The 22,369-nt window shown below is 76.1% G+C and carries 22 protein-coding genes; 3 read left to right on the forward strand and 19 right to left on the reverse strand.

The features are described 5' to 3' along the window. Positions 1–132: 132 nt before the first annotated feature. Positions 133–1,023 (forward strand): HNH endonuclease signature motif containing protein, encoded by an 891-nt coding sequence (locus HWY08_RS08670; RefSeq protein ID WP_176064486.1) that lies wholly within the window; start codon positions 133–135, stop codon positions 1,021–1,023. Between the two features lie 354 nt (positions 1,024–1,377). Here HWY08_RS08670 and HWY08_RS08675 read toward each other — a convergent pair whose 3' ends face one another. From HWY08_RS08675 to HWY08_RS08760, 18 genes are all read right to left on the reverse strand, one after another. After that, a complete protein-coding gene (locus HWY08_RS08675; protein WP_176064487.1) occupies positions 1,378–2,181 on the reverse strand; it encodes a flagellar motor protein MotB in 804 nt (267 codons plus the stop codon). An 18-nt stretch (positions 2,182–2,199) separates the two neighbouring features. Then, entirely contained in the window at positions 2,200–2,979 is a 780-nt protein-coding gene (locus HWY08_RS08680; protein ID WP_176064488.1) for a flagellar motor protein, read from the reverse strand. 6 nt (positions 2,980–2,985) lie between these two features. Further along, positions 2,986–3,222, reverse strand: a complete 237-nt coding sequence (locus HWY08_RS08685; protein WP_176064489.1) for a flagellar FlbD family protein — start codon at positions 3,220–3,222, stop codon at positions 2,986–2,988. A gap of 50 nt (positions 3,223–3,272) precedes the next feature. Then, complete coding sequence (locus tag HWY08_RS08690; protein WP_176064490.1) at positions 3,273–4,559, reverse strand: flagellar hook protein FlgE; 1,287 nt, start codon at positions 4,557–4,559, stop codon at positions 3,273–3,275. A 44-nt stretch (positions 4,560–4,603) separates the two neighbouring features. Further along, complete coding sequence (locus HWY08_RS08695; RefSeq protein WP_176064491.1) at positions 4,604–5,269, reverse strand: flagellar hook assembly protein FlgD; 666 nt, start codon at positions 5,267–5,269, stop codon at positions 4,604–4,606. 11 nt (positions 5,270–5,280) lie between these two features. Then, complete coding sequence (locus HWY08_RS08700; protein WP_176064492.1) at positions 5,281–6,441, reverse strand: hypothetical protein; 1,161 nt, start codon at positions 6,439–6,441, stop codon at positions 5,281–5,283. Further along, positions 6,438–7,265 carry a MotE family protein gene (locus HWY08_RS08705; protein ID WP_176064493.1) on the reverse strand — a complete coding sequence of 276 codons (828 nt, stop codon included), beginning with the start codon at positions 7,263–7,265 and terminating at the stop codon, positions 6,438–6,440. The genes HWY08_RS08700 and HWY08_RS08705 overlap by 4 nt, the downstream gene beginning before the upstream one ends. Beyond that, positions 7,258–8,571 carry a FliI/YscN family ATPase gene (locus HWY08_RS08710; protein ID WP_176064494.1) on the reverse strand — a complete coding sequence of 438 codons (1,314 nt, stop codon included), beginning with the start codon at positions 8,569–8,571 and terminating at the stop codon, positions 7,258–7,260. The genes HWY08_RS08705 and HWY08_RS08710 overlap by 8 nt, the downstream gene beginning before the upstream one ends. An 8-nt stretch (positions 8,572–8,579) precedes the next feature. After that, on the reverse strand, positions 8,580–9,206 hold the full coding sequence (locus HWY08_RS08715) for a FliH/SctL family protein (RefSeq protein ID WP_176064495.1): 627 nt from the start codon (positions 9,204–9,206) through the stop codon (positions 8,580–8,582). Between the two features lie 3 nt (positions 9,207–9,209). Next, positions 9,210–10,250 (reverse strand): flagellar motor switch protein FliG, encoded by a 1,041-nt coding sequence (locus HWY08_RS08720; protein ID WP_176064496.1) that lies wholly within the window; start codon positions 10,248–10,250, stop codon positions 9,210–9,212. Further along, on the reverse strand, positions 10,243–11,793 hold the full coding sequence (gene fliF, locus HWY08_RS08725; protein ID WP_176064497.1) for a flagellar basal-body MS-ring/collar protein FliF: 1,551 nt from the start codon (positions 11,791–11,793) through the stop codon (positions 10,243–10,245). The genes HWY08_RS08720 and fliF overlap by 8 nt, the downstream gene beginning before the upstream one ends. Before the next feature lie 11 nt (positions 11,794–11,804). Continuing rightward, positions 11,805–12,110: a flagellar hook-basal body complex protein FliE gene (gene fliE, locus HWY08_RS08730; RefSeq protein ID WP_176064498.1), complete on the reverse strand. Its 306-nt coding sequence runs from the start codon at positions 12,108–12,110 to the stop codon at positions 11,805–11,807. Between the two features lie 12 nt (positions 12,111–12,122). After that, complete coding sequence (gene flgC / locus HWY08_RS08735) at positions 12,123–12,551, reverse strand: flagellar basal body rod protein FlgC (RefSeq protein WP_176064499.1); 429 nt, start codon at positions 12,549–12,551, stop codon at positions 12,123–12,125. Positions 12,552–12,561: 10 nt separating this feature from the next. Continuing rightward, positions 12,562–13,038, reverse strand: coding sequence for a flagellar basal body rod protein FlgB (locus tag HWY08_RS08740; RefSeq protein ID WP_176064500.1), 477 nt, complete (start codon positions 13,036–13,038; stop codon positions 12,562–12,564). Then, positions 13,035–14,210 carry a sigma 54-interacting transcriptional regulator gene (locus tag HWY08_RS08745; RefSeq protein WP_176064501.1) on the reverse strand — a complete coding sequence of 392 codons (1,176 nt, stop codon included), beginning with the start codon at positions 14,208–14,210 and terminating at the stop codon, positions 13,035–13,037. Before HWY08_RS08745 ends, HWY08_RS08740 begins: the two co-directional genes overlap by 4 nt. Further along, positions 14,207–15,547 (reverse strand): hypothetical protein, encoded by a 1,341-nt coding sequence (locus tag HWY08_RS08750; protein ID WP_176064502.1) that lies wholly within the window; start codon positions 15,545–15,547, stop codon positions 14,207–14,209. Before HWY08_RS08750 ends, HWY08_RS08745 begins: the two co-directional genes overlap by 4 nt. Before the next feature lie 50 nt (positions 15,548–15,597). Next, positions 15,598–16,716, reverse strand: coding sequence for a sigma-54 interaction domain-containing protein (locus tag HWY08_RS08755; protein ID WP_176064503.1), 1,119 nt, complete (start codon positions 16,714–16,716; stop codon positions 15,598–15,600). A 195-nt stretch (positions 16,717–16,911) separates the two neighbouring features. After that, on the reverse strand, positions 16,912–17,511 hold the full coding sequence (locus HWY08_RS08760) for a Yip1 family protein (protein WP_176064504.1): 600 nt from the start codon (positions 17,509–17,511) through the stop codon (positions 16,912–16,914). 171 nt (positions 17,512–17,682) lie between these two features. Here HWY08_RS08760 and metX point away from each other — a divergent pair, with 171 nt between their 5' ends. Next, positions 17,683–19,920: a homoserine O-acetyltransferase MetX gene (gene metX, locus HWY08_RS08765; RefSeq protein WP_176064505.1), complete on the forward strand. Its 2,238-nt coding sequence runs from the start codon at positions 17,683–17,685 to the stop codon at positions 19,918–19,920. 11 nt (positions 19,921–19,931) lie between these two features. Here the strand turns inward: metX and HWY08_RS08770 are convergent, their stop codons facing one another. Further along, a complete protein-coding gene (locus HWY08_RS08770) occupies positions 19,932–21,485 on the reverse strand; it encodes a sigma 54-interacting transcriptional regulator (protein ID WP_176064506.1) in 1,554 nt (517 codons plus the stop codon). Positions 21,486–21,718: 233 nt separating this feature from the next. On the opposite strand from HWY08_RS08770, the gene HWY08_RS08775 reads away from it, so the two are divergent. After that, complete coding sequence (locus tag HWY08_RS08775; protein WP_176064507.1) at positions 21,719–22,330, forward strand: hemerythrin domain-containing protein; 612 nt, start codon at positions 21,719–21,721, stop codon at positions 22,328–22,330. Positions 22,331–22,369 lie beyond the last annotated feature (39 nt).

Genomic DNA, 22,369 nt, shown 5'->3' on the forward strand with positions numbered 1-22,369 from the left:
CGCCTCGCTCTTCCAGTACCTCGAGCGCGAGCTCCGGCTCACGAGCAGCGCCGCCGCCCGGCGCATGACGGCCGCCGCGCTCGTCCAGCGCTTCCCCGCCGTCGTGGAGCCGCTCCGCGATGGGCGCTGTGCATGTCGGTCGTCTACGAGCTCTCGAAGGCGCTCACCCCTGAGAACGCGAGCGAGGTGCTGCCGCGCTTCTACGGGCTCTCGAAGCGCGAGGCGGAGGCGCTCGTCGCCGAGCTCAGGCCGGTCGCGAACCCGCCGCGGCGCGAGGTGGTCACGGCGCTCGCGCGCACCGCGCCGCCACTGCGCGCGAGCGCGCCCGCGGAGGCGCGCACCGCCTCGCCTGTACCCGAACGGACTTCGCCGGCGAAGTCCGAAAGGGTACAGCCAGACGCAGACCTCTTCTCCGCGCCGGCTCGCCCGCGCGACGAGGTGGTGCCCCTCGACGCCGAGCTCCGCCGCTACCACGTCACCGTCTCGAAGGCGTTCCTCGCCAAGCTCGACGCCGCGAAAGACGCGCTCTCCCACGCCATCCCCGACGGCGACACCGAGGCGGTGCTCACCGCCGCGCTCGACCTCCTCCTCGAGAAGGCCGCCCGCCGGCGCGGCCTCGTGAAGCGGCCGCGGCCGGCGCCTCAGAAGCCCTCCGCTGACCCGCGCCACGTCCCGGCGGCGGTCGCGCGGGAGGTGTGGAAGCGGGACGGCGGCCCCTGCAGCTTCCGCCTGCCGGACGGGAGCGTCTGCGGCTCGACCAAGCGGCTCGGGCTCGACCACATCCGGCCCGTAGCGCTCGGCGGGCGCAGCACCGCCGACAAGCTGAGAGTGGCTTGCTGCGATCACAACTCCCTGCACGCGGAGCACGTCTTCGGCAGGGAGCACATGGAACAGTTCCGGAAGAACGCGGGCCGGAGCGCTCCATCCACCGCCGCTGGCGGAAGCACTTCAGGGGCGTGCGGCGAGGGCGCTGAGGCCGCTGGCTCGACGCGGACGCAGGGACAGCGCTGTACCGGATCGTGAGCCGATCTCGCGGACGCCGCAGCGGACGTGGGGGGCGGCGCCTCGCCGGCGTCGCTCGCCGGACGGTGCCGCCCGGCTCGACGAGGCGGCGACCGCTGGACGCGCGACGACCCGCGCGCGGGCGCAGAGCGGCGGGGGAAACGGCGGGGGGGCCGCTCGCGGAGCCGCACCAGGCGAGTTGCCTCGAGCTCGACCGCGGCGGGGGACGAGGCCCCGCCCGACAGCCCGAGGAGATCCCGACCCCGACCGCGATCTCGACCCCGACCGTGGAGTCGACGGCGACCTCGACCGCGACCCCGACCTCGTCCGCGGCCCCCACGACTGCTACTGCGACGCCGCGAGCGCCGGCCGATGTCAGTGCGGCAACGGATCGAGCGGGGGGGGGTCCTTGCGCGGGCGCGGGGGCGCCTTGAGCTCCAGCTCCACCACCATCTCGACGCGGCGGTTGAGCTCGCGCGCCTCGAGGGTGTCGCCCTGGGCGATGGGGCGGGTCGAGGCGAAGCCGGTGGCGGAGAGGCGGTGGGGGTCGGCGTGGTGGGCGCGCTCGAGGTAGCTCGCCACCGTCGCGGCGCGGGCCGCGGACAGCTCCCAGTTGTCGTGGAACCGGTCGCCGGCCACCGGGGTGTCGTCGGTGTGCCCCTCGATCCGGAGCGGGCGCTCGAGCGGGACCACCTCCTCGGCGATGGCGTCGAGCAGCGGCATGATCTGCGGGCGGAGCGCCGCCTGGCCGGCGTCGAAGAAGTCGGCGGCCGCGAGCCGCACCGTCACGCGCTGGCCCTCGACCGACACCGTGACCGCGGTCGGGCCCGGACGCTGCATGATGAACGGGCGGACCCGGTTCTCGATCTTGCGGCGGAAGTTCTCGATGGCCGCCCGCTGCGCCGCCGAGGTGCCGCCTCCGCCGGCGGGCGCCGAGACCACGTCGCCGCCGTCCGACGGCGGCCCGTCGAAGAGCGGGAGCTTGCCGACGCCGCCGGTGCCGTTCATGTGCAGGGCCCACTTGATCGACTCGGTCGCCTGGGAGAGCCGCTTGTTGTCGACGCGGCTCACCGAGTACATGACGACGAAGAAGGCGAAGAGCAGGGTGATGAAGTCGGCGTACGAGACCAGCCACCGCTCGTGGTTCTCGTGCTCCTCCTCGTGCTTCTTCTTCGCCATGGCGGTCCCGGGCGCGCGCTAGGCGGCCTTCTTGGCCTCGTCCTTGGGGGGCGGCGGCTCGCCGGTGAGCGCCCGCAGCTTCTCCTCCAGGACGCGCGGGTTGAGCCCCTCCTGGATGGCGAGCACGCCCTCGGTGATGACCACCTTGCGCTCCATCGCCAGCGCGAGCTTCCGCTTCAGCTTGTTGGCGATCGGGAGGTAGATGAGGTTCGCGGTGGCGACGCCGTACACCGTCGCCACGAAGGCGACCGCGATGCCGCCGCCGAGCTTGGAGGGGTCGGAGAGGTTCTCCATCACGTGGATGAGCCCCAGCACCGCGCCGATGATGCCGATCGTGGGCGAGTAGCCGCCGGCCGCCTCCCACACCTTGGCGCCCATCATGTTCTCGCCGTGCTCGGCCTCGATGGAGGCCTCGAGCGAGGAGCGGGTGACGCTGGCGTCGACGCCGTCCACCACGTACGTCAGGGCCTTCTTGAGGAACGGGTCCTCGATCTCGGCGAGCTTGCCCTCCAGCGCCAGCACGCCGTCGCGACGGGCCACGCTGGCGAGCTCGACGATCTGCTTCGTGACCGCCGGCAGGTCCTCCTTCTTCTCGGTGAACCCCATCTTGAACATCTTCAGCCCGCGGACGAAGTCCTTCCTCGGGAAGGACACCATGACCGCGCCGAAGGTGCCGCCGATCACGATGATGGCGGCGGTGTCCTGCATGATGGAGCCGACGTGCCCACCCTCCAGCACCTGGCCGAGGAGGATGGCGCCGAAACCGAGGACGAGGCCGGCGACGGTGGTGAGGTCCATGAGGCGCTACTCCTGCGGCACGCCGCGGGGGAAGGGGAGCACGGTGCCGCGCGCCTCGGGGGGGCCGTGGACGCGGCGCTGCCAGGCCGCCATCCGCTCCACCACCTCGCTCACCGGCTCGAGCACCATGAGCTTCAGGCCGGTGGTGAGGAGGAGCACCGTGTCGGGGGTGGCCTCGGCGGTGAGGATGTGGTCGGCGTTCACGACCAGCTCCTTTCCGTCGAGCCGCGTGAGCGCGATCATCGGCTGGTCCTCCGAGCGTTCATCGTCACGCGCGGCGCGGGCGATAAGGGCTAGCGCTTCATCTGGATGAGCTCGGAGAGGAGCTGGTCCGAGGTGGTGATGGTCTTCGAGTTCGCCTCGAAGGCGCGCTGGGCGGCGATCATCCGCACGAACTGCTCGGCGATGTCGACGTTCGACTGCTCCAGCGTGCCGGCCGAGATGTAGGCGCGGCCGCCGTCGCCCGCGGCGCCCATCACCGCGTCGCCCGAGCTCGGGGTGAGGGCGTAGAGGTTGCCCCCGACCCGCTCCAGCTGGTCCGGCGCCGCCACCCGGGCCACGCCCACCTGCCCGAGGGCGCGGGACTGGCCGTTGGTGAAGATGCCCATCACGGTGCCCTTCTTGTCGATCTGCACCGAGGTGAGCTCGCCCGGCGCGAAGCCGTCCTGGCCGACGAAGGTGGTGGCGCTGGCGCTCGCGAACTGCGTGATGCCGTCGAGCCCGCTGCCGCCGGCGCCGGTGGGCGTGCCGAAGTTGAAGGCGAGCGCCTGCGGGGCGGTGGCGTTGAGCGGGTTGAAGCTCGACGCCTGGGTCTGCGCGGTGAGGAGGCCGTTCGAGTCGAAGGTGAGCGTGCCCCCCGCGATCTCCGAGGGCACGCCGGCCGTGCCGCCGGCGACGGCGCTGCCGTCGGTCACGGCGTGCCACTCCCAGGTGCCGGCGCCGGAGCGGCGGAAGTAGACCTGCGCCTGGTCGGCCTTGCCGAGCGAGTCGTAGATGGTGACGCTGGTCGAGAAGTTGGAGGTCGCGGCGGGCTGGGTGGGGTCCCACGCCGCCGGGATGACCGCGTCGGACTGGAGGTTTGCCTTGAGGCTGATGGTGGTGGTCGGCTGGGGGGCGGAGCTGGCGTTGCCCACCTGGAGATCGCCCACCGCGCTCGTGACGTTGCCGGCGGCGTCGGCGCCGTAGCCCTGCACGCGGAGGCCGTCGAGGTTCACCAGGAACCCGGTGCGGTCCACCGTGAACTGGCCGGCGCGGGTCACGTAGGTGCCGTTGCGGCCGTCGCCGGTGGTGCCGCGCACCTCGAAGAACCCGCCGCCCTGCAGCGCGAGGTCGGTCGAGACGCCGGTGTTGGAGAGCGCGCCCTGGGTGATCAGCTTCTGGACCGCCTGCAGGCGCGAGCCGAGGCCGATCTGGCCGGCGCCGCCGATGACGGTCTGGGCCAGCGCGTCCTCGAAGGCGGCGCGCTCGGCCTTGAAGCCGACGGTGTTGGAGTTGGCGATGTTGTCGCCGATGACGGCCAGCTCGGTGGAGGCGGAGGCGAGGCCGCTGGTGCCGGAGGCGAGGGAGGTGAGGAGGCTCATGGCTGCGTTCCTTTCGTGCTCGTGCGCATCTGCCCGCCCGCGGGTCAGGCCTGGGTGATCTCGGAGACGTCGGAGAGCTTCACGTGGTCCTGGCCGATGAGGAGCTCGGCCGCGCCGCCGTCGAAGGTGATGCCGGTGACGCGGCCCTGACCGCGGGCCTCGACCGCCACGTCCTGGCCCTGCGCGTCGCGGGCCGAGAGCTGGAGGGTGTACTGGCCGGCCGGCAGCGGGGCCCCGGACGCGTCCCGCCCGTCGAAGCCCAGGTCGAACGTGCCGGCGTCGCGCGCGCCCAGGACCAGGCTGCGCACGGTGCGCCCGCTCGCGTCCTGGACCAGGCAGGTGACGCTGGCGTTCGCGTCGAGCTTCACGGACAGGCCCGGCGCGGTGGTGCCGTCGAGGGCGACCGAGCTGGTCTTGTAGGAGACGCTCTTCCCGACCAGCGAGGCGGTGCTGAGCTGGTTGTTGGAGGCGGTGGCGAGGAGGAGCGTGTCGAGCCTGGAGGTGACGTTCTGGAGCTGCTCCAGGCTGGAGAACTGCGCCAGCTGGGCGATGAACGCCTGGTTGTCGACCGGCTGCAGCGGGTCCTGGTTGGCCAGCTGCGCGGTGAGGAGCTTCAGGAAGTCGTCCTTCCCGAGCACGTTCTTGGCCGCGGCGCTGGCGCTGTCGCCCTGGGTCGCGCTGGAGCTGCTGGTGACGGCGGTGGTGTCCATGGGTGTCCTCGCTAGGCCTCGACGTGCACGCCGCGGTCGCTCCTGGTCGGGGGCGCGCCCCGGCCGGCCGGGGCGGGCGGCGCCGCGGTGGGGCCCTGGCGGGCGTCGGCCGCCTCCTGCCACGCCTCGCGCCGCTCCTCGAAGCCGCGCCCGCCCTGACCGCCGAGCGAGGCGCCGGCGTCGCGCGCGCCGACCTCGATCGGCGCCAGCTCGAGGCCGTGCCCCGCCAGCGACCGCGAGAGCTCGCCCGCGTGCGACTCGACCGCGCGCGCGGCGTCGCCGTCCACGCGGAGCAGGACGGCGCCGTCGCGCACCCGCAGGTGCAGCTCGATCGCGCCCAGGGCGCCGCCGGCGTCGACCTTGAGGTGGGCCGCGCTGTGCAGCACCGCGCCCTGGACGTCCTGTCCCGCCGGCGCCGCCGGGAGCGGCGCGGGAGCGGCGGCGGCGGGCGCCGCGGCGCGGCTGGCCGCCCGAGGCTCGGCCAGGGCCGGCGCCGGGGCCGTGAGCTCCGCGCGCGCCGGGGTGGCGACCTGCTCGGCGCGAGGCGCCTCGCGCTCGCGCGCCTTCTCGCGGGCGGGCGCGGCCTGGGCAGCGCCCTTGCCGGCGGCGTGGACCGGGTCGGCGGGTGCGGCCGTGCCGGGCGCCGCCAGGGGGCCCTTGGCGGCGGCGCGCGCGGCGAGCCGGCCCACCGCGGCGTCGACGCTCGCGAGCGGGGCCTTCACGCCGGCGGCGCCGGCCGCGGCGGCGGGCGTGCCGCCCTGCGGCGCGTCGCCGGCCCGGGCCGGAGCGCGGCGGGCGGCGGGGGTGCCCGCCAGCGCAGCGGCGGCCGCTGTCTGCGCGGCGGTGGGCGCGTCGCCGGCGGCCTTGGGCTCCGCCTCCTTCGGCTCGGCGCGCCGGCCGCGCCGCTCGCCCGCGGGGCCGGTCCGCTCGTCGCTGACCTCCGCCGCCGGGCGGGCGCGCGCGCCCGGGCCGGCGGCCTGGGCGCCGTGCGCGAAGGCGGCGGCGGCGTGCCCGGCGGCGTCGTCGGCCGAGAGCGCCCGGCCGAGCGCGGCGCCGAAGGCGGCGTGCCCTTCCTTGGAGCCGCGGCCGGGCTGGGCGGCGCGCGGGTCGCGGGCCGGGGAGGCCTCGCCGGCCGGCGCGGGGTCGAGGAGCTGCAGCGAGAGCGTCGTCACTTCGTGCCTCCAGCGAGGTTCGAGAACAGTTCGGCGGCCAGCTCCGGCTTCATCTTCTCGAGCACCGCGGCCGAGTCGCCGGGGCGCATCCGCCGCAGGAGCCCGACCGCCAGCGGCCGGTCGAGGCGCGCGAGCAGCGCCGCCGCCTGGTCCGGCTTCATGCTCCTCAAGGTCTTCGCGAGCGCCTGCCCCTCCGCCTCGGCGGGGGCGCCCGGGCGCGGCGGGCCGCTCGGCCGGGCCGCGCCGGCCGCCTTCTCGGCGGCGGCCTTCTTCACCCGCTCGTCCAGCCGCGCCGTCTCCTCGCGCAGGGCGGCGCGCGCCGCGGCGAGGTCGGCGGTGAGCTTCTCCAGCCGCGCCCGCTCGCGCGCCAGCGCGGCCAGGTCCTCCTGCCGCTTGTGCGCGGAGGCGCGCAGCTCGTCGCGGAGCGCGGACCCGGTGAGGGCGGGCGGGAGCGTCGGCGGCTCCGCGATCGGCGGCCGCTGCGGCGCGGACAGCTCGAAAAGCGGCTCCTCCGCCGCCTTGCGCTCGGCGCGCGCCGCGCTCTTGTGCCCCCGCCCCCTGCCGCCCGCGGTCGGGTGCGACGTCGAGGTCGCAGTCGCAGCCGGGTTCGGGTTCGCGCTCGGGGTGGGGTTCGGGTTCGCCGTCGCGGGCGCGGGCGCGGGCGCGGTCGCCGTCGCCTTCGGGGTCGAGGTCGCGGTCGAAGTCGAACTCGGGCTCGCGCTCGCGGCCGGCCCCTCGACGACGGGCGCCACCGGCGCCGCCGGCGCGGCCGGCGCCTCGGGCGCGGCGGCGACGAGCAGCGCCGCGAGGATCAGGCTACCCACGGGCCACCTCCGCTCCGAGCGCGCGCTTCAGCCCGGCCAGCATCTCGGGCAGCGCCGTCCGCTCTCCCGGCTCCTGCCGCAGGAAGGCCTGCAGCGCCGGGAGGCAGCGCAGGGCGCGGTCCACGCGGGGGTTGGAGCCCGCGGCGTAGGCGCCCACCTCGATGAGGTCGGCCGCCTCGCGGTAGGCCGAGAGCGCCTCGCGCGCCTGGCGCGCCAGCTCCCGGTGCGCCGGCTCCACGATGTCGTTCATGACGCGCGAGATGGAGGCGAGGACGTCCACCGCCGGGAAGTGGCCCGACTCGGCCAGCTTGCGCGAGAGCACCACGTGCCCGTCGAGCGTCGCCTTGGCGGCGTCGGCGATGGGGTCGGTCTGGTCGTCGCCCTCGGCCAGCACCGAGTAGAAGGCGGTGATGCTGCCCGGGCCGGCGTCGTTGCCGGCGCGCTCCACCAGGCGCGGCAGGATGGCGAAGGCGGAGGGAGGGTAGCCCTTGGTGGTGGGCGGCTCGCCCGCGGCGAGGCCGATCTCGCGCTGCGCCTGGGCGATGCGTGAGAGCGAGTCCACCAGCAGCAGCACCCGCTTGCCCTGGGCCCGGAAGTGCTCGGCGAGGGTGGTGGCGACCATGCCGGCGCGGACGCGCTTGAGCGGCGACTCGTCGCTGGTCGCGACGACCACCACCGCCCGCCGCAGCCCGGCGCCGAGATCGCGCTCGATGAAGTCCCGGACCTCGCGGCCTCGCTCGCCGACCAGCCCGACCACCACCACGTCGGCGTCGGCCGAGCGCGCCAGCATCCCGAGCAGCACGCTCTTCCCGACGCCCGGGCCGGCCAGGATGGCGAGGCGCTGCCCCTCGCCGACGGTGAGGCACGCGTCGATGGAGCGGATGCCGAGGCCGAGGGGACGGGTGACGCGGCGCCGCTCCATGGCGGGCGGCGGCGTGGCGTGGAGGCGGGCGCGCCCGCGCAGCATGGGGGTGGGGCCGCCGTCCATGGGGTGCAGGGCGGCGTCCACCACCCGCCCGAGGAGGCCGTCGCCCACCGCGATCTTGTCGGCGGAGGCGCGCGGGACGACCGTGCACCCCTCGCCGATGCCGTGGATGTCGGCGAGCGGCATGAGCCGGGCGGTCTGGCCGAAGAAGCCCACGACCTCCGCCATCACCGAGGCGCCGTCCACCGCGCGGATCTCGCAGGCCGTCCCCACCGGAACCCGGGGCAGCGCGGCCTCCAGGACGAGGCCGGCGGCGCGCACCACCGTCCCGGTCAGGGGGAGCGGGTCGGCCTCGGCGATGGCGCGGGTGATGGCGTCCATGGAGAGCACTAGGCGGCCCCCTCGCTGGCGCCGTCCACCGCGCGCCGGACCTCGGCCAGCCGCGTCGAGAGCCGGCCGTCCACCTGCCCGAAGTCGGTGTCCACCACGCAGTCGCCCCGCTCCAGCGCGGCGTCGGCCAGGAACTCGACCCGGGCCGCGGTGACGCCGTCGAGCGCGGCCCGTCCGGCCTCCGACTGCAAGAGCGCAGCGTCGTCCGGCGCGAGGCGCACCGCGATGCGGCGCGACTCGCCGGCGCGGCGGACCGCCGAGCGCACCAGCGCGAACAGCGCCTCCGGGCTCTGCCGCACCTCCAGCTCGAGGATCTTGCGCGCCACCTGGAACCCGATCTCGATGGCGTCGGCGCGCGCCTGCTCCGCCAGCCGGTCGGCCTGGGCCCGCAGGGTCTCGAGGGCGGCGTTCACCTTCTCCATCGCGTCCCGCCGGATCTCCGCCAGCGGCACCTCGACCTCGACCCGCGCGGCCGGGAGCGCGCCGGCGGGAGGGGCGGGCGTCCTCGCGGGGCTCCCCGCGGCCGGGGCGCGGGCGGCGGCCGCCGGGAAGCGGGCCGGCTCGGCCGAGGGCACCTCGGGCAGGGAGGCGAGGAAGCGGGGGCGGCGGGCGAGGGGGGTCGTCATGGGCTAGAGCATCGTCTCGTTGGCGCCGACGATCGTGATGCGGCCCTGCTGCGCCACTTCCTGGGTCAGCTTGGCGATCTCGCCCTGGGCCGTCTCGACCGTGGAGAGCTTCACCGGGCCCATCGCCTGGAGGTCGTCCTCCAGCATCTCGGCGGCGCGGGCGGAGAGGTTCGAGAGCAGCTTCTGCTTGAGCTCCGGCGTGGCGCCCTTGAGCGCGATGGCGAGCTTGGTGGTGTCGATCTCCCGGAGCAGGGTCTGGAGGTCGCGGTCGGAGAGCGTGCGCAGGTCGTCGAAGGTGAAGAGCCGGCCGCGCAGCTCGGCGGCGAGCTGGGAGGAGTCCTTCTCGATCTCGGCGATCACCTCGCCCTGCTGCTGCGCGCTGCAGCGGCGCAGGATCTCGAGCGCCACCGCCTTGCCGTTCACCTTGCGCATCCCGCCCGCCACCAGCGCCTTGAGCTCGGAGGTGAGCGCCTGCCCGATCTCGCGCAGGACCTCGGGCGCCACCGCGTCGATGACCGCCATGCGGCGGAGGATGTCGGCCCGGTGCTGCTCCGGGATCCGCTCCACCACCGCCGCGGCCCGCGCGGGCTCGAGCGAGGAGAGGACCAGCGCCACCGTCTGCGGCTGCTCGTGCGAGAGGACCATCGCGAGCGACTCGGGGTCGGCGTGCGAGACGTGGCCGAGCGCCTCGTCCGGCGGCGGCGGGGGCTCGGTGCCGTCGAAGGCGCGGGCGGCGTCCGCCCCGAGCGCCTTCACGGCCGCCTCGCGCAGCAGGTGATCGGAGGCGAGCGTGTCGCCGCCGAGGGACTCCATGGCGTCCACGAAGGAGCGGAGCGCGTCCGGGACCGCGCCGGGCGACTGCTTGCGCAGCCCCTTGGCGCCGAGCGCCACCAGCCGCAGCTCCCCCTCGCCGAGCTGCCGGAAGAGCGAGCCGGCCGCCTCGGGGCCGAGCCCGAGCAGCACGGCCGCGGCGCGCGCCAGGCCCGGGCCGGGCTCCGGCGGCGGCGGGGCGTCGCCGGCGGGGGTGAGGGTCTCGTCAGGCATTCGGGCCTCCCTCGCTCATCCAGGCCTTGAGGATGTGCGCCGCGCGCGCCGGGTCCTTGGCCGCGAGCAGGCGCGCCTTCTCGCGCAGCTCCTCCTGCGGGTCCCTGGGGGCGGCGGGGAGCGCGCCGGCCACGCCGGCCACGCGCGCCTCGAGCTGGGCGACGCTCTGGCCCGGCACGAGCTCCGGGCCGCCGCCGCGCGCCGGGGCCCGGCCGCGCGCCAGCAGCAGCACGAGGACCACCAGCGCCGCCAGCGCCGCGCCGCCGCCGATGAGCCAGCTCCGCGGCGGCAGCTTCGAGGCGGCCGGGGGCGGCGCCGGGGCCGCGGCGTCCTCGGCGCGGACGAAGGGGGCGCTCGAGATGTCGAGGTCGTCGCCCCGCGCCGCGTCGAAGCCGACCGCGCGCTTGGCGAGCTCGCCCAGGCGCGCCACCTCGGCGTCGGGCCGGGGCTTGCCGGCGACGCCGTCGAGCAGCACCGCCACCGACAGCTTCTTGAGGCGCGGCGCGCGCTGGACGGTGGTGGTGGTGGTGCGCGACACGTCGTAGTTCTTGATCTCGTCCTGCATCGAGGAGGAGCCGCGGTTGACGGCGCCCGCCGGCTGCGGCTGGGCGGCCAGCGGCTGGTTGGCGGCCGCGCCCGCCACGCCGGCCGGCGCGCTCGCGTCCTGGCTCTGCGACTGGGTCACGTGGCGCTCGCTGCGGAGCGCCGTCGCGTCGGGGTCCACCGTCTCGGAGCTGGTGCTCACCTCGGCCGCGTCCACCTGGGCGCTGACCTTCGCCACCACCGCGCCGGCGCCCACCGCCTGCTCCAGCAGCTCGCGGACGCGCGTCTCGAGGTCGCGCTCCAGCTTGCGCTGGAAGGCGTTCGCCTCGCCCCACGACGTCTCCGCGGAGAGCACGTTCCCCTTGCCGTCCACCACCGTCACCGCCCCCGGCGCGAGGCCGGGCACCGCCGAGGCGGTGAGGTGGCGGATGCCGGCCACCTCGCGGTCCTCGAGCGTGCGGCCCGGCTGCAGGTTCAGCACCACCGCCGCCGAGGCCTTGCGGTCGTCGTCGCGGAAGAGGCCCTTCTCAGGCAGCGTCAGGTGGACGCGGGCGGAGCGCACCGGCCCGAGCCGCGAGATGGTGCGGGCGAGCTCGCCCTCGATGGCGCGGCGCAGGTTCACCTTCTGGGTGAACTCGGAGACCCCCAGGTCCCCCTTGTCGAACAGCTCGAAGCCGACGCCGCCGCCGCGGGGCAGGCCCGAGGCCGCCAGCAGGAGCCGCGCGTCGTAGACCTTCTGCGACGGCACCGCCAGGGCCGTGCCCCCCGCCTCGAGCCGGAAGGGGACGCCGGCCGCCTTGAGCTGCGCCGCGGCCTCGCTCGAGTCCTCGGCGGTGAGGTTGGTGAAGGCGTACTGCCAGGTGTCCGCCGAGGAGAGCGACAGCGCCGCCGCCGCGGCGCCCAGGCCAACGAGGACCACGAGCAAGAGCGCCTTGGTGGCGGCGGGGAGGGCGCCGAGGCGGGACGGGAGCTGACCGAGCTGCTTGAGGAGAGGATCCATGGGTCAACCGCTCAGACGCTCATCCGCATGATGTCCTGGTACGCGTCGACGACCTTGTTGCGCACCTTCACCGCGAGGCGCATCGCCACGTCCGCCTTCTCCATCGCCAGCGCCGCCTCGTGCAGGTTGCCGCCGCCGAGCGCCACCTCCTGCGCGTTGCGATCGCCCTCCTGCTGGAGCTGCTCCGCCTTGCCGAGCGCGTCCGAGAGCGCGTCGGCGAAGCTGGCGCCGCCCTGCGGGCCGGCGGCGCCGGGCAGCGCGCGGGAGGGGTCGAGGGCCTCGGTGGGCCGGAGGACCGGCGGGAGGGTGACGGGCATGGGGGCCATCCGCTACCTCGCGATGTCGAGGGCCCGCTGGGCCATGGTCTTGAGGGTCTCGACCGCCGACGCGTTGGCGTCGTAGGCGCGCGAGGCCGACATGAGGTTGACGACCTCGTGGATCGGGTTCACGTCGGGCAGCGTCACGAACCCCTGGGCGTCGGCGTCGGGGTGCGACGGGTCGTAGACGCGGCGGCCGGCGGTCTCGGCCTGGCGCACCTGCGCCACCTGCACCCCCATGGCCTCGCCGCCCCCGGCCGCGCTGGCGAGCTGGTCGCCGAAGGGGACCGCCTGCAGCACCGGGTCGAGCCGCTTGTAGGGCTTGCCGTCCGGGCCGCGGGTGGACTCGGCGTTGGCGAGGTTGGAGGAGGCGAGGTTCACCCGCACGCGCTCGGCGGCGAGGCCTGAGGAGCTGATGCGGAGGGCGGAGAGGAAGTCCATGCGTGCTCCTCTAGGCGGCGCCGTCGGAGGCGACGTAGCGCAGGATGGCGAGCTTCTTCCCGGCCGCCCGCGCGGCGGCGTTGTACTGGATGGCGTTCTCGGCCACGGCGGCGAGCGCCCGGTCCACGTCGACGGCGTTGCCGTCGAGCCCGGCGCCGGCCCCGCGGGCCGCGATCACCGGCGAGCCGGGCGCGCCCGGGGCGGCGGCGTCGAGGGCGCCGGCCGAGGCGAGCGGGATCTCCCCCGCGCCGCCCGCGCCCGCCACCGGGTGGCCGGCGCTGGCGAGGTCGAGCGGCGCGCGCGGGACGAGCGGAGCGCGGTCGAGCTCGCGGGCGCCCTCGCGCATGGCTGCGGCGAAGTCCACCTCCCGCGGCACGAAGCCGGGGGTGTCGGCGTTGGCGAGGTTGCCCGCCAGCACGTTGTGCCGGAGGAGCCGCGCGTCGAGCGCGCGCTCCAGGGTGCCGAGGGTCTGGTCGAAGATCTTCACGAGCGCTCCTCTTGCGAGGGGCGTGCCTGCCAGCGCGTCAACGCACCGTCGCGCTCCGGCTCCAGACCGGCGGCGCGCGCGCTCGGCCGAAGCTGCCCACCGGCCGGCCCGGCCGGCTCCACCTCCACCCCGGCCTGCCGGTACAGGCGCAGCTTGTTGCGCAGGGTGCGCAGCCCGATCCCCAGCAGGCGCGCCGCGTGGGTGCGGTTTCCGCCCACCCGCCGCAGCGCCTCCGCGATGGCGAGCTTCTCGAGCTCCGCCAGATCGACGGGGAGCTGCCCCGAGGCCAAGGCGTTCGCGGTCGCGGCCGAAATCGTGTTCACGGTCGAGGTCGAGGTCGAGGTCGAGGTCGCGGTCGCGGTCGCGGTCGCGTTCGCCCCCAACCCCAGCCCCAGCCCCCCCGCCGTCAGCACCGCCCCCCGGCACCGGACCAGCGCCCGCTCGAGCGCGTTCCGCAGCTCGCGCACGTTCCCCGGAAACGGGTGCGCGGCCAGCGCCGCCAGCGCGGTGGCGTCGAGCGCCGGCGCCGGCCGCCCGAGCGCCGCGGCCAGCTCCTCGAGGAGCTCCGCCGCGAGCGGGGGGAGATCCTCGGAGCGCTCGCGCAGCGGCGGCAGCGCGATGGGGAACACGTTCAGGCGGTAGAAGAGGTCGGCGCGGAACTCCCCGCGGCGGACCATCTCGCCGAGGTCGCGGTTCGAGGTCGCGACGACCCGCACGTCGACCGGCACCGGGCGCTCGCCGCCGACGCGGTCCACCTCGCGCTCCTGCAGCACGCGCAGGAGCTTGGCCTGGAGCGCCGGCGGGAGCTCCGAGACCTCGTCCAGGAGCAGCGTGCCGCGGTGCGCCTGCTCGAACCGGCCCGCGCGCCGCTCGGCGGCGCCGGTGAAGGCGCCGCGCTCGTGACCGAACAGCTCGCTCTCGAGCAGCTCCCCGGGGAGCGCCGCGCAGTTCACCGCGACGTAGGGGCCGGGTCGGCCGGACGCGTCGTGGAGGAAGCGGGCGACGAGCTCCTTTCCGGTGCCGCTCTCGCCGAGGAGAAGGACGGTGGTGGGGGTGGCGGCGACGTCGCGCGCCGCCTCCATCACCTCGCGCATGGCCGCGCTCGCCGCCACGGGGGCGGGGCCGGGCGCGGCGGCGGGGGTGAGCTCGAGCGACGGCGCGGGCAGGCTCACGGGGTGCCTCCTTCCAGGGCGCGCGCCGCGCGCGTGGCCTGGTCGGCCGCGGCGAGCAGCGCGCTCACGTCTTCGGCGGGCGCGGCGGGGGGCGGGGTGCGGCTTGCGGTCCGCCGGGCGGCGGGCGTCAGGGCCCGGAGCACCGCAGCCCAGCGCGTCCCGGGGAGCGCCCTGCGAACGGCGCGGGCGCGCGCGAACTCGGCGACCACGCCGGCGCGGATGGGGTCGCCGGCGGCGAGGTACATCTCGGCGGTCCGGAGCAGGTGCTCCGGCAGGGCGGCGGCGGGCGCGCGCGCCGCGGCGGCGGCGAGGACGCTGGCGGCGAACCCCGGCGCGCCCTCGCGCTCGGCCACGGCGGCCGCGGCGAGCTCGGTCTCGTAGGCGGCGGGGCCGCGGTCGCGGGCCGGCAGCTCTACCCACACGGCGAGCGCCTCCACCGCCGCCGGCCCCGGCTCGCGCAGCGCGAGGAGGGCGAGGCGCTGGCAGACCGCGGGCGCGGAGGCGCAGGCGGAGGCGGCGTCGCCGGCGAGGGCGCGCAGCGCCTGGGACGGCTCGCCGGCGAAGGCGAGGGCGCGGGCGCGGCGGAAGGCGAGGTCGCGCGCGAGCGGCTCCGGCAGGCCGGTCGCGGAGGGCGCGGCCGCGAGGCTGGCGGCCCCGACGCAGGGGGCCGAGAGCTCGCACAGGCGCGCCGCCGCGGCGCGCTCCCAGGGTTGCCCGTGAGCCCGCGCCCAGTGGGTGGCGGCGCCGCGGAGGTCGCCGGCGGCGTAGGCGAGGTCGCCGAGGCGCAGCGCCGCGTGGCCGGCCGCGGGGTCGGCCGCGATCAGCTCCTCGGCCAGCGCGGCCCGCGCGGCGTCGAGGTCGCCGCGGGCGAGGGCGCACTCGCCGCGCCCGCCCGGCGTCGAGCCGGGGCAGCCGTGGCCGAGCCCGACGGCGGGCGGGTCGAACGGGAGCAGCGGGGGCGCGTCCTCCCCCTCCCACGGCAGCCCGCGCGTCTCCCAGATCTCGAGGAGCGCGCCGCGCGGGCGGTCCACCAGGCGCGCGACGATGCGGCGGGAGCGGCAGGTGAGGCGGAGCTCGCTGCCGCGCGCGCTGAGCCCCGGGCAGACCGCCCGCGGCGCGGCGCGCACCGCCCGCGCCACCTCGGCCGCGTCGCGCGGCGCCTCGAGCACGATGAGGCTCTCCAGGGCGCGGACGCGGAGCCGGACTGCGCTCCTCCCCACCGGCAGGGCGACGTGCTCGATGGCCTCGAGGCCGTCCACCGGCGCCGGCGCCGGCGGCGGAGGGGCGGGGGCGGCCGGGGCGGCGGCGAGCGTCAGGAGGGCGACGAGGAGCGTCACGCGGCTGTCTCACTGCAAGCCGCTTGCCGCGGGGCGGCGTCAGCGGCGCGTCACCCGGCGGTGGCCGTCGCCGCCGGCGCGCTCTCGCGCTGGCGCCGGCGGAGCTTCTCCACCAGCGTGGTGCGCTGCAGCCCGAGCAGATCGGCGGCGGCCTTCTTGTTGCCGCCGGTGCGCGTCAACGCGGCGTCGATGTATGCGTCCTCGAGCGTCCGGAGCAGGCCCGGCAGGTCGATCCCGCCCTCCTCCGGGAGGTGCACGGCGCCCGGCGCCACCGGCGCGGGCGCCTCCGCCTCGCGGAACAGCGCCCGCACCTCACTGGCGGAGCTGGGGGCCTCCACCACCGGCCGCGCCAGCGGCGGCGCCGCCAGCGGCGTGACCTCGAAGCTGTCCGGGCGCAGGTGGCTCGGCAGATCGGCGACGCGGATGGCGCTCCCCTCGCTGCAGACCGACAGCCGCTCGACCAGGTTCTCCAGCTCGCGCACGTTGCCGGGCCAGGCGTGCTCCTCGAGCAGCTTCAGCACGGTCGGGTCGACCGGCCGGCGCTCGCCGCGCGCGGCCCAGAAGTGCGCGAAGAGGTGCGGGATGTCGCCGCGGCGCCGGCGCAGCGGCGGGACCTCGACCGGGCAGACGAGGAGCCGGTAGTAGAGGTCGCGCCGGAAGCGGCCGGCCTCGACGTCGGCGGCGAGGTCGCGGTTGGTCGCCGCCACCAGCCGGAAGTTCGCCGGGACCGCCTCGGTCGAGCCGACCGGCTCGTAGCACCGCTCCTGCAGGACGCGCAGCAGCTTGACCTGCAGGCTGAGCGGCAGCTCGCCGATCTCGTCCAGGAAGAGCGTCCCGCCCTCGGCCGCGGCCAGGCGCCCGCGCCGGGCCGAGACGGCGCCGGTGAAGGCGCCCTTCACGTGGCCGAAGAGCTCGCTCTCGAGCAGCGCCTCCGGGATGGCGCCGCAGTTCACGGCGACGATGGGCCGGGCGGCGCGCGCGCTCCGCTCGTGGACCAGGCGCGCGAACACCTCCTTGCCCACCCCGGTCTCGCCGGTGATGAGGACGGTCGCGTCGCTCATCGCGATCCGGGCGCAGGTGCGGACCAGATCGAGGAGGGGCGAGCCGGGGCCGTGGACGAGGGCCGTGCGCGGGGTCGAGGCATCGGGGGTGGCAGCGGTCAGCGGCATGTCGGTCTCCGTCACGTCGATGCCGGACCTCGCAAGCTGGAGGCCAGCTCGTCAGCGCGCTGACGTCGGCGGAGAAAACGCGGGGTTATGCGTGCCGGGGGGCTGACACGGGTGGGAGTCGGGCCAGCCCCGGGGTCCTGGGCGGTATCCCAGGTCGGCGCGGGTGGGGCGGCGCCTCCGGGCGCCGCCCACCTGTCACGACAGCGGCGCCGGGATGCCGGGCCGGATGAAGGCGGCGGCGATCCAGCCGATGACGGCGAAGAGGACGACGGCGCAGATCATCACCACCGCGGTGTACGCGAGCGCCTTCTCCTTCGGCACCTTCATCAGCACCGGCAGGCCGAGGTAGAGCAGGTACAGGCTGTAGAGCCCGAGGATGCCCAGGATCGCGAGCGCCGGGATGAGCGCGAACAGCCCGGCCAGCCAGGCCGCGGTGCTGGCGTAGGCCGCCACCTTGAGCGCCTGGATCCGGCTCCGCTGGCCGCCGAAGGAGGGCGCCAGCGCGTCGATGACGAGCGCCAGCACGAACACGCCGCCGAGCGCCAGCGCGTAACGCACCACGCCGCTCGCGAGCGCGCTGCCGAACGGCGCGCGGTAGCGCCCGAAGAAGGGCAGCTCCACGCCGAAGAGCGACATGCCGATGAGCGTGGCGATGGGCCCGATGGCGGCCAGCGGGGCGATGTACGTCCGGTAGAGGCCCGCCACGCTGGCGGGCTCGCGGTCGATCACCTCCCATTCCTGCTGCGGGTGGACGAGGATCTCGCGTGCGTGCACGACGAGGCTGTTCGCGCTCATGAAGCCCTCCCTGCGCCGGCGTCCGGCGGCTGGAACTCCAGTGCAGTATGTGGCCCGGGGGCGGCGGGGGTGACGGGTTCGGGCGGGGCGGGCGGCGGCCGCGGGGCCCCGCGCGGGCGTCCGCTATCTTGACGGGTGCGCGCGGCGGCGATTAACGTCCGCCCCTTCCCGATGGCCCTCTCCGAGACGCCAGCCGACCCCGGCGCGGCGGCGCGCGCCGCCTTCATCGCGCCCGAGACGCGCTTCGTCGAGCTCCGCGCCCCGCTCCCGCTCGAGCTGGGCGGCGAGCTGCCGGGCGTGCGCGTGGCCTACCGCAGCTGGGGCCGCCTGGCGCCGGCGGGCGACAACGCGGTGGTGGTCTGCCACGCGCTCACCGGCTCGGCCGACGCCGACCGGTGGTGGACCGGCATGTTCGGGCCCGGGCGGGCGCTCGATCCCGAGCAGGACTTCATCGTCTGCTCCAACATCCTGGGGAGCTGCTACGGGACCACCGGCCCCGTGTCCCTCGACCCGGCCACCGGGCGCCCGTGGCTCGGCGACTTCCCCCTCGTCACCATCCGCGACATGGTGCGCGCGCAGCGGGAGCTCCTCCGGGCGCTGGGCGTCACCAGGGTGCGGCTGGTGGTGGGCGGCTCGCTGGGCGGCATGCAGGTGCTGGAGTGGGCGCTCACCTTCCCCGAGCTGGTGGAGGCGATCGCCCCCATCGCCACCAGCGCCCGCCACTCGGCCTGGGCCATCGGCCTCTCCGAGGCGCAGCGGCAGGCCATCTACGCCGACCCGCGCTGGCGGGGCGGCCGCTACGACCTCGCCGATCCGCCGGCGGGTGGGCTGTCGGCGGCGCGCACGATGGCGATGTGCACGTACCGTCACAAGGGCAGCTTCGAGGAGCGCTTCGGCCGGCGCCTGCAGGCGGCCGGGCTCTTCGCCATGGAGAGCTACCTCCGGTACCAGGGGCGCCAGTTCGTGGAGCGCTTCGACGCCGCCAGCTACGTGGCGCTCACGCGCGCCATGGACACCCACGACGTGGCGCGCGGCCGGGGCGACTTCGACGAGGTGCTGCGCTCGGTGCGCTGCCCGGCGCTGGTGGTGTCGATCGACTCGGACGTCCTCTACCTGCCCGAGGAGCAGGAGGAGATCGCGCGCGGCATCCCGGGCGCGCGCCTCCTGCGCCTCGCCTCCAGGGACGGCCACGACGCCTTCCTCATCGACGTGGACTGGCTCTCGGGCGCGGTGGCCGAGTTCCGCGGCCGCGCGCCGGCGCGCCGCGCCCCCATCCGCAGCCCCTCCCGCCCTGCGGTCGAGGGGGGCGAGCGACCCGAGGTGTCGCTCTTCGTGCTCGGCAAGGGCAAGGTGGGCGGGGAGCTGCTCGACCAGATCGCCCGCCAGCTCCCCACGCTGGAGCGCGACTACGACGTCGCGCTGCGGGTGGTGGGGCTGGCCGACCGCCGGCGGACGCTGGTGGACGAGGGCGGGGTGGACCTCGCGCGCTGGCGCGAGCTGCTCGCGGCGGCGCCCGAGACCGGGCCGTTCGGGCCGGCCACCGCGCGCCCGGCGCTGGAGCGGCTGGCGCGGGCCGCGCTGCCGGTGCTGGTGGACGTCACCGCCGCCGACGGCATGGAGCAGGTGTACGCGGAGGCGTTCCGGCGCGGCGTGCACGTGGTGGGCGCCAACAAGCGGCCGCTGGTGGTGCCCTGGGGCGCGCGCGAGGCGCTGGTCGCGGGGCGGCGCCAGGCGCACCGGCACTGGCGGTACGAGACGACGGTGGGCGCCAGCCTCCCGGTCCTCGACACGCTGCGCGGCCTCGTCCGCGCCGGCGACCGGGTGCGCCGGGTGGAGGGCTCGCTCTCCGGCACCCTGGGCTTCGTCACCAGCGAGCTCACGAAGGGCTTCCCGCTCTCGCTCGTGGTGCGCTGGGCGCGTGAGCTCGGCCACACCGAGGAGGACCCGCGCGACGACCTGTCCGGCCTCGACGCCGCCCGCAAGGCGGTCATCCTCGCCCGCGAGCTGGGGGTGGCGGCCGAGGTGGCGGACGTGGCCGTGGAGCCGCTCGTCCCGCGCGAGGCGCTCCCCGGCGGGTCGCTGCAGGAGCTCTACGAGGGGCTGCGCCGGCACGACGCCGGCTTCGCCGCCCGCTGCGCCGCGCTGCGCGATCGCGGCCTCGTGCTCCGGTACGTGGCGCGGCTCGACCTCTCCGGCGACCGGCCGGCGCTCTCGGTGGGCCCGGTGGAGGTCCCCGCCTCGCACCGTGCCGCCTCGCTGCAGGGGGTCGAGGCCTATGTCGCCTTCACGACCGATCGGCACGCCGACCTGCCGCTGCTCGTCCAGGGCGCCGGCGTGGGCGGCGCGCTCACCGCCGGCGGCCTGCTGTCCGAGATCTTCGAGGTCGCGGCCGGGCACGGGGCGCGCTGAGCCCCGCGACGCTACGGCGCCGCGACGCCGTACTTCTTGAGCTTCCCCTGCAGCGTGCTCGGCTTGAGCCCGAGCAGCGCCGCCGCACCCTGCGCGCCGTAGATGCGCCCCTCGCTGGCGGCCAGGGCGCGGGAGAGGAGGTCGCGCATCTCCTCGTCGAACCGGCGCGGCGGCCCCGCGGGCTGCTCCGCGCGGGGCGCGGCGTCGGCGGCGGCGGCGGGGGAGGGGAGCTCCGGCAGGCGCAGCTCCGGCCCCGGCGAGAGGATGAGCGCGCGCTGCACGAAGTTCTCGAGCTCGCGCACGTTCCCTGGCCACGGGTAGCTGGCGAGCGCGCCCCAGGCCGCCTCGGGCACCAGCGGCGCCTTGCGGTGCATGAGGGCCGCCTCGCGGGTGAGGAAGTAGCTCGCCAGCGCCCGGATCTCCTCGCGCCGGTCGCGGAGCGGGGGCAGCTGGAGCGGGAAGACGGAGAGCCGGTAGTAGAGGTCCTGCCGGAAGGTGCCGCCGGCCACCATGGCCTCGAGGTCCCGGTTGGTGGCCGCCACCACCCGCACGTCCACCTTCAGGCTCTCGGTGCCGCCCACGCGCTGGAGCTCGCGCTCCTGCAGCACGCGCAGGAGCCGTACCTGCACCGAGGGCGGCGCGTCGCCCACCTCGTCGAGGAAGATCGTCCCGCCCTCCGCCTGCTCGAACTTGCCCGGCCGGCGTCGTGCGGCGCCGGTGAAGGCGCCCTTCTCGTGCCCGAACAGCTCGCTCTCGATGAGGGTGTCGGGGAGCGCGCCCAGGTTCACCGTGACGAACGGAGCGTTGAACCGGGGCGAGAGGTCGTGGACCATCCGCGCCAGCCCCTCCTTGCCGGTCCCGGTCTCCCCCCGGACGAGGACGGTGGTCTGCGAGGGCGCGACGAGCCGCACCCGCTCCAGCACCGCCTGCATGGCCGGGCTCTCCGCCACGTACCGCGCGTCGCGCTTGATCTGGCGGAGCTCGTCCTTGAGGAGCCGGTTCTCGCGGTCGAGCAGGCGGTTGAGGCGCTGCACCTCGTCCACCATGAGGCTGTTGTGGAGCGCGATCGCGACGAGGTGCGCCACCTGCCGCGCCACCTGGAAGCAGCAGTCGAGGAGCCCCTCCCGCGGCGGGTGGGCGATGTTGAGGACGCCCAGCGCCTGGTCCTCGAAGAGGAGGGGGAACGAGACGAGGGAGCCGTAGCCGAGCCCGGCGAGCCAGGTCTCCTCCCGGAAGCGCGGCCGATCGGGGTCGATGGGGTCCACCACCACCGGCTGCTTCGAGGCGAGCGCCTCGCCGGCGATCGACCCGGACAGCTCGAACCACTCGCCGAGCCGCGCCCCCGGGTGGAGCGGATCGGACACCAGCGCCACCTGGGCCCGGCCCGGGGCGTCCGGGAAGAGGCGGTGGATCGCGACGCGGGTCTGGCCGAACCGGTGGTTGAGCAGGCGCCCGGTGCGCTCGAGGACGGCCTGCAGGTCCACCGTCGAGAGGACCGCCTCGATGGCCTCCTCCACGATCTTCTCGTGGATGTCGTGCTGGGGAAGGACGGGCAAGACGGCCATGGCTTCCTTTCGACGCGTGCGCGCGGCTACCCAAATGCCGGTATTACCCATATCCCGGTGGACCTGCACCCGAATCGCGGTGGCGCCGCGCCCGCTTCGGGTGGGGCGCGTCGTGCAAGTGGCGGAATCACAGGCTGAAGTGGTGAGCGGGCCCCGTGGCACGCCCCTCGCTCATGCAACTCGCTTTCCCCGAGCCGAGCCGACCGCGGGGTCGGCTCCGAAGGACGAGCGAGATGGACGCCATCGAGACCCTGATGACCGAGCACCGGCTGATCGAGCGCGCCATCGGCGCGCTGGCCGGCTTCGCCGACGAGGTCCGCCGGAAGGACGGCGACGACAAGGAGGAGCTGGCGCGGTTCGTCACCTTCCTGCGCGAGTTCGCCGACACGCACCACCACGGCAAGGAGGAGGACATCCTCTTCGCCGCGATGGTCGAGGCGGGGTTCCCCCGCCACGGCGGCCCGGTGGCCGTGATGCTCATGGAGCACGAGGCGGGGCGCGCCCACATCCGCGCGCTCGCGGAGCTCGCCGCCCAGCAGGCGCCCTGGAGCCCGGACGATCGCCAGCGCCTGGCCGACGCCGCCCACGGGTACGGCAACCTCCTGCGGGCCCACATCCACAAGGAGGACGCCGTCCTCTACCCGATGGCGGAGCAGCGCCTGCCGCAGGAGAGCCTGGAGCGGGTCTCGGCCGAGTGCGCCGCGCACGACGCCGCCGGGGCCGACTCCGGCCGCCAGGACGAGCTGCACGCCCTCGCCCAGGCGCTCCTCGCCCGGCACGCTCCCCTCGACCGGGACGAGAGCTCGGCCAGGCCGCCGCCTCGCTCCCTCCAGGGCTGCTGCTGAGGCCCCCCAGATGACCTCTCCTCTGAGTGGAGTTCACAC

The organism is Anaeromyxobacter diazotrophicus (assembly GCF_013340205.1).
Taxonomy (GTDB): Bacteria; Myxococcota; Myxococcia; order Myxococcales; family Anaeromyxobacteraceae; genus Anaeromyxobacter_A; species Anaeromyxobacter_A diazotrophicus.